The organism is uncultured Halorubrum sp. (genome assembly GCF_937146585.1).
Taxonomy (GTDB): domain Archaea; phylum Halobacteriota; class Halobacteria; order Halobacteriales; family Haloferacaceae; genus Halorubrum; species Halorubrum miltondacostae.
Map to the genome: position 1 here is coordinate 1 of NZ_CAKZRO010000003.1, position 6,038 is coordinate 6,038.

The window sequence follows — 6,038 nt, forward strand, 5'->3', positions numbered from 1 at the left end:
CGACCGGACCAGTTCACCGCCAGATGTACGACTTCAGCTTCGAGATAACGTACGAACCCGGCGTCGACGAGTACGTCGACCTGTTCATGGACCGCGGCTCCCTCCAGTCGGAGGCGACCTACTCGTGTCTCGACCCCGCGGAGCTGTGGAAGCTCGAATCGGTCACCGGCGACGCGGCCGACCTCGCGGCCGTCGACGAACTGCTCTTGGACGAGTCCGTCGACCGCGAGTCGATCAGCGGTCGAACGTGTCGCGCGGCCCGCACGACGAGCCTGCTCACCGACGAGCGGCGGCGGCGGGTGACGTACACCTACCTCACCGACGTGGACTACTGCGAGTCCGTCCCGCTCATCGCGGCGAAGTACGTCGACGGCGGCGCGCTCTTCGAGCAGACGCGCTCGGGAGACACCGTCCGATGGCGCGTGCTGGTCCAGGACGACTCGAAGATCGGGCTGTTGTACGACACGCTGTCCGCGCGGCTCGGCGAGGGGCGCTCGTTCTCCTTCGAGCACCTGACGGAGGTCGACCGCTGGGAGAGCGAGCTGCTCTCCCGACCGGACGTCCGCGCCGAACAGCGCGAGACGCTGTTGCTCGCGGTCGAGCGCGGCTACTTCGAGACGCCGCGCGAGGCGACGCTCGACGAGCTCGCGGCCGAGCTCGACGAGCCGCGTTCGACGGTGTCGTACCGGCTCCGACGCGCGACCGCGGAGCTCGCGAAGCAGTTCGCCGACCAACGATCATGACCCCCGACACTCCCACCGACGACGAGCAGCGAACGCCGGCGGACGCCGCCGGAGGCGACGGGTATCCGACCGACGTGCTCGTCGGGCCCGACTGGGTGGAGGCGCGGCTCGACCGGTTCCGCGCCGACGCGCCCGACCTGCGGCTCCTCGAGGTCGACGTCAACGCCTCCTTTTATCAGGAGGGTCACGCGCCCGGGGCCGTCGGCGTCGACTGGCGGGCCGACCTCCGGTCGGCGGAGGCGCACGACATCCTCTCCCCGGCGGAGATGACCGCCTTCCTCGAGTCGTGCGGGATCACCGAGGAGACGACCGTCGTCATCTACGGCGACAACAGGAACTGGTTCGCGGCCCACCTGTACTGGCAGCTCGCCCACTACGGCCACCCGGACGTGCGGATCATGGACGGCGGTCGCGAGTACTGGGTCGAACGCGGCTACCCGACCACGACCGAGCCGGTCGACCCGCCCCCGGTGACGTACGGCGACGCGCCCGACGCCCCCGCCAGGCCGGAGGTCCGGGCCGACCGCACCGAGGTGCGGGCGGCGATCGACGGCGACACGGAGTTCGTCGACGTGCGCCTGCCCGAGGAGTTCCGCGGGGAGGTGACGAAGCCGCCCGGCAGCGACGAGGGGGCGATGCGGGGCGGCCACGTCCCCGGCGCGACGAACGTGTTCTGGGCCGAGAACGTGCGCCCGAGCGGCCTGTTCAAACCGCCCGCGGAGCTCGCCGACGTGTACGAGTCGCGGGGGATCACCCCCGACGACGACGTGATCGTCTACTGTCGGATCGGGGAGCGGTCCTCGGTCACGTGGTTCGTCCTCGAGGAGCTGCTCGGGTACGACCGCGTGCGGCACTACGACGGCTCATGGACCGAGTGGGGGAACATGATCGGCGTCCCCATCGAGGTCGGCGAGGCGGACGGCGGCGACTGAGTCCGCCCCGGAAGGGAGGCCGAACGCCGGCGGTTGTCCCACGACAAACGGACACACTAGCCGCTGTGCGCGCAATCGTGCGTAATGAGCGGTCCTCACGCCGAACTGGCGGCGAAACGCACGGGAGACCGGAACGGAGGCCGGCGCGGCGACCTCGCGCCGCCGGACGGTCGCGATGAGTGACGCCGGCTCGACGGTCGACGGGTCCCGGTTCGCCCGGCGGCTGCTCGACGCCCTGAGCGAGGAGACGAACCGGACGATCCTGTCGCTGCTCGACGAGCCGGCCTCGGTCGCCGAGGTCGTCGAGCGGTGCGACATCCCGATGTCGACGGTGTACCGGCGTCTGGACACGCTCAGCGAGCTGGACCTGGTGACGGAACACGTCGCGATAGACGCGGAACGGGGGAAGTACCGGCGCTACGAGCGGAACGTGCGCCGCGTCTCGGTCTCCGTCGGCGATGAGGGCCGGCTCAGGGCCCGAGTCGAGCGCGAGAAGGGGAACCCCGACGAGGAGGTGACGTGGGAGCCGACCGGGAGGTAGCGGCGGTCGCCCGCCGGACGCGGCTCCCGCTCCCCCGCCCTCTTTTATCTCGGGGGCGTCTACCGCGAACGATGAGCGGGAAACCGACGGTCGGGGAGTACATGACCCGCGAGGTGGAGACGGTCAGTCCGGACGAGACGGTGGCGACCGTCGCGCGGCGGATGGCCGACAGCGACGGGCACAACGGGTTCCCGGTCACGCAGGGCCGCACCGTCGAGGGGTTCGTCTCGGCCGGGGACCTGCTGCTCGCGGACGAGGACGCCCCGGTGTTCACGGTGATGACGGAGGACCTGATCGTCGCGCACCCGGACATGAAGGTGACCGACGCCGCCCGCGTAATCTTACGCTCCGGCATCCAGCGGCTCCCCGTCGTCGACGACGCCGACAACCTCGTCGGGATCATCTCGAACACCGACGTTGTCCGCTCGCAGATCGAGCGGGCGACGCCCGGCAAGGTCGGGAAGCTGATGCGCACCCTCTCGCAGATCCACGGCGTCGACCTCGACGAGGAGCGCCGCGAGGTGGAGATCGCGGCCCTGACGCCGACGCAGGCGCGAGTGTACGCGGACGAACTGGAGGGCCGACAGTACGAGCTCCAACACGGCCTCGCCGAGCCCCTCGTCGTCATCGACAACGGCGGGACGCTCTACCTCGCCGACGGCCACCACCGGGCCATGGCCGCCCGCGAGGCCGGCATCGAGACGATGGACGCGTACGTGATCGTCCCGCGGACGCCGGTCGAGTTGGGGATGGCGAAGACCGCCGAGAAGGAGGGGCTCCGCGTCGTCGGCGACATCGAGATCGTCGACTACGCGCGACACCCCCTCATGGAGACGACCAAGCGGCTCCAGTGAGGGGACGGCGCGCCCTCGTCACCGCCGCCAAACAACCGACAGTGGTGACCGAACCCCCACACCGACACCGCGATACCCCGACAGCGACCCACGCCCCGACGCGTCGCGTCCGCACGGAAATTGCCGAGTTCGAGCGCGGGAGGTAAGCTTTTGTAAACTGACAGAGATCGGTGGCGCATGGGATCACGCATACGACGCGCGCTCTCTCGGGCGGTACTCGCCGCGGTCGGCGCGGCCGTCGGGGCCGCGGTCGGCGGACTGATCAGCCGGCAGGCCGCCTCCAGCGGCGGCGCGCTCGGCGCGCTCGCGGGGGCGACGCTCGCGGACGTGCGCTCGGAGTCCGACGGCTTCCTCGACGCGCTCCGGTCCGGCGGGGACGACGACGCGCCCGAGGGGATAGAAGAGGCGGCGGCCGCCGAGTGAGGCGTTTCCCCGGCCGTCGACCGCGCGTCGGCGTTCGGGAACGCCTATACGACGGGGCCGAGTAGCGACGGCCAATGACCGACACCGACGCCGACGCGGGCTGGTTCTCCCCGCTCGCCGCGGAGGAGGCCGGACGCGACGCGACGGACGCGGCCCGCGACCGGATCGCGGAGGACGAGGCCGACCGGCCGCTGGACTGGTCGCGCCGCGCCGTCGAGGCCGGCTTCGCCGACTCGACCGACGAGTACTACGACCGACTCAAGGACGCGACGACGCGCGCGACCCGCGAGGCGGTCCGGGAGCGCGAGCGCGCCGACGACGCGCAGCTCATCCACGCGGTCCGCGCCATGGACGACTCCGAGCGTGTCGCCAACGAGCTGGCCGAGCGCGCCGTCGAGTGGGCGGGGAGCCTCTTCGACGACGTCGACTCCGGGATCGACGGGGCGCGGGAGGTTGCGGCGCGCGAGCCCGAGAGCGAGGTCGAGCGGCGGGCGGTCTCCCTCGCGGCCCGCGCCGCGGAGCTCGACGACGAGCGCGCGGCGCTCGCGGAGACCATCGCGCGGGTCGCGCCCGCGGTCGCGCCCAACCTCGCCGAGATGGCCGGGCCGGAGCTCGCGGCGCGGCTGATCGCGCTCGCCGGCGGGCTGGAGCCGCTCGCGAAGAAGCCGTCGGGCACGGTCCAGGTGCTCGGCGCCGAGGACGCGCTGTTCGCGCACCTCTCCGGGCGAGCCCCCTCGCCGAAACACGGGATCATCTACACTCACGAGTACGTCCGCGGGACGCGCCCCGAGGACCGCGGCTCCGCGGCGCGCGCGCTCGCCGGCAAGCTGACGCTCGCGGCCCGCGCCGACCACTACGCCGGCGAGCGCCGGGCGCAGCTCCACGACGACCTCCGCGAGCGGATGGCGACGATCCGCGCGCGGGCGGACGACGACGGGTCGGACGCCCCGGGGGCCGGCGATGAGTGACGCCGTCCTCCCCGACGGCGTCGAGCGGCGCGAGATCGACGGCGAGCGGCGGCTCGCGACCCGCGGCGAGCCAGTCTACGGCGAGCCGACGGCGGACGGCTGGCGCGCGTGGGACCCCGAGCGGTCGAAGCTCGGCGGCATGCTCGAACTCGGGCTGGAGACCGGCCTCTCGGGCGGCGAGACGGTCCTCTACCTCGGTGCCGCGAGCGGGACGACGGTCAGCCACGTCGCCGACTTCGCGGGCCCGACGTACGCCGTGGAGTTCGCCCCCCGCCCGGCGCGCGACCTGCTCGACGCGGCGGCGCCGCGCGACCGGCTGTTCCCGCTGCTCAAGGACGCGCGGAAGCCTGAGACGTACGCGCACGTCGTCGAGGCCGACGTCGACGCGATCGTCCAGGACGTCGCCACCCGCGGGCAGGCCGAGGTGGCCGTCCGCAACGCGCAGTTCCTGGCCGAGGACGGGCGGCTGCTGCTGGCAATCAAGGCGCGCAGCGAGGACGTGACCGCGGACCCGGACGCCGTGTTCGAGGGCGCGCTCGACCGGCTCCGGGAGGCGTACGAGGTGCTGGAGACGCGGCGTCTCGACCGGTACCACGAGGACCACCTCGGCGTCGTCGCGACGCCGCGGTAGCGCCCGTCGACGGCGGGCCGCCGGCGCGGACGCAGCGATCAGTCCTCGGGGTCGAACAGGTCCTCGATCCGGCAGTCGAAGTGGGCGGCCAAGTCGAAGGCGAGCTCCAGCGAGGGATCGTACCGCTCCCGTTCGATCGCGTTGATCGTCTGGCGAGTGACCCCGACCGCGGCGGCGAGGTCGGCCTGACTCTCGTCGGTCTCGGCGCGTCTGTCGCGGATGTCGTTTCTCATGGCCGGTACTTGTGATACAGGACGGACGCGCCGTAGACGACGAAGACCGCGAACAGCGTCCACGTCGCGCCGTAAAACTCCCCGGGGAGGGTAATAACCCCGGTCTCCTCGAGCACGAGCCCGCCGGGCAGACCGAGGATGAAGACGTACGCGAAGACGTTCATCGTGACCTGACTCGCCCTGCGGCTGATCGTGGAATCACGCTCGTCGTACAGCTCGACCGGGCTGAATCGCTGAACGAGTCCCATCCCGATGCCGCCCGCCCAGTAGCAGGCGACACCGAGGACGAACCGATCGAGCGCGATGCCGATCCACAGCGCGGCGATGCCGGCGGCGAGCAGTCCGTAGGCGATGCGTTTGTACCGTTTCCGCGTGGAGGGCCGAACCGTCGCGGGGGTGGTGTGTTCGCTCATGGCGGTCGCAAAGCGAGCGTGAGTCAGATGTAAAGCTCGCTTTACAGTAAAGGACACTTTACACTCAATATTAAATCTATCGCTGCCGAAGAATTCGGACGGAGAGGGGGGTCAGCGGTCGGGACTACGGCGGTTGCGAGGGTCACCACGACGGCGGCGAGAAGCCGGCGTCTTCGAGGATGGGCTTCCAGCGCTTCTGGACCGAGAGGCGCGAGACGTCCATCGCGTCGGCGACGGCCGACTGTGAGCGCTCCTCGCCGCGGATCAGCCCGGCGGCGTAGAGGCTCCCGGCGGCCGCGA

At 71.5% G+C, this 6,038-nt stretch carries 9 protein-coding genes and 1 pseudogene; 7 read left to right on the forward strand and 3 right to left on the reverse strand.

The features are described 5' to 3' along the window. The 7 genes from Q0116_RS00125 to Q0116_RS00155 form a co-directional block, all read left to right on the forward strand. Window positions 1–743: helix-turn-helix domain-containing protein (locus Q0116_RS00125; protein ID WP_297884379.1), on the forward strand; the 743-nt coding region annotated here is incomplete at its 5' end. Next, the gene (locus Q0116_RS00130) at window positions 740–1,675 is read left to right on the forward strand and encodes a sulfurtransferase (RefSeq protein WP_297884381.1); all 936 of its coding nucleotides are present in this window, start codon (window positions 740–742) and stop codon (window positions 1,673–1,675) included. The genes Q0116_RS00125 and Q0116_RS00130, both read left to right, overlap by 4 nt. A 175-nt stretch (window positions 1,676–1,850) precedes the next feature. Continuing rightward, complete coding sequence (locus tag Q0116_RS00135; RefSeq protein ID WP_297884383.1) at window positions 1,851–2,216, forward strand: helix-turn-helix domain-containing protein; 366 nt, start codon at window positions 1,851–1,853, stop codon at window positions 2,214–2,216. 71 nt (window positions 2,217–2,287) lie between these two features. Then, a complete protein-coding gene (locus Q0116_RS00140) occupies window positions 2,288–3,070 on the forward strand; it encodes a CBS domain-containing protein (protein WP_297884385.1) in 783 nt (260 codons plus the stop codon). Window positions 3,071–3,247: 177 nt separating this feature from the next. Further along, entirely contained in the window at window positions 3,248–3,493 is a 246-nt protein-coding gene (locus Q0116_RS00145) for a hypothetical protein (RefSeq protein ID WP_297884387.1), read from the forward strand. 74 nt (window positions 3,494–3,567) lie between these two features. Next, the gene (locus tag Q0116_RS00150; protein WP_297884390.1) at window positions 3,568–4,461 is read left to right on the forward strand and encodes an NOP5/NOP56 family protein; all 894 of its coding nucleotides are present in this window, start codon (window positions 3,568–3,570) and stop codon (window positions 4,459–4,461) included. Then, window positions 4,454–5,092 carry a fibrillarin-like rRNA/tRNA 2'-O-methyltransferase gene (locus Q0116_RS00155; RefSeq protein ID WP_297884392.1) on the forward strand — a complete coding sequence of 213 codons (639 nt, stop codon included), beginning with the start codon at window positions 4,454–4,456 and terminating at the stop codon, window positions 5,090–5,092. Before Q0116_RS00150 ends, Q0116_RS00155 begins: the two co-directional genes overlap by 8 nt. A gap of 38 nt (window positions 5,093–5,130) precedes the next feature. On the opposite strand, the gene Q0116_RS00160 is transcribed toward Q0116_RS00155, so the two are convergent. From Q0116_RS00160 to Q0116_RS00170, 3 genes and pseudogenes are all read right to left on the reverse strand, one after another. Next, window positions 5,131–5,325: a helix-turn-helix transcriptional regulator gene (locus Q0116_RS00160; protein WP_297884393.1), complete on the reverse strand. Its 195-nt coding sequence runs from the start codon at window positions 5,323–5,325 to the stop codon at window positions 5,131–5,133. Continuing rightward, window positions 5,322–5,738 (reverse strand): DUF2178 domain-containing protein, encoded by a 417-nt coding sequence (locus Q0116_RS00165; protein ID WP_297884395.1) that lies wholly within the window; start codon window positions 5,736–5,738, stop codon window positions 5,322–5,324. Before Q0116_RS00165 ends, Q0116_RS00160 begins: the two co-directional genes overlap by 4 nt. Before the next feature lie 142 nt (window positions 5,739–5,880). Continuing rightward, window positions 5,881–6,038 (reverse strand): annotated as a pseudogene (locus Q0116_RS00170) (transcription initiation factor IIB family protein); the annotation flags it as partial.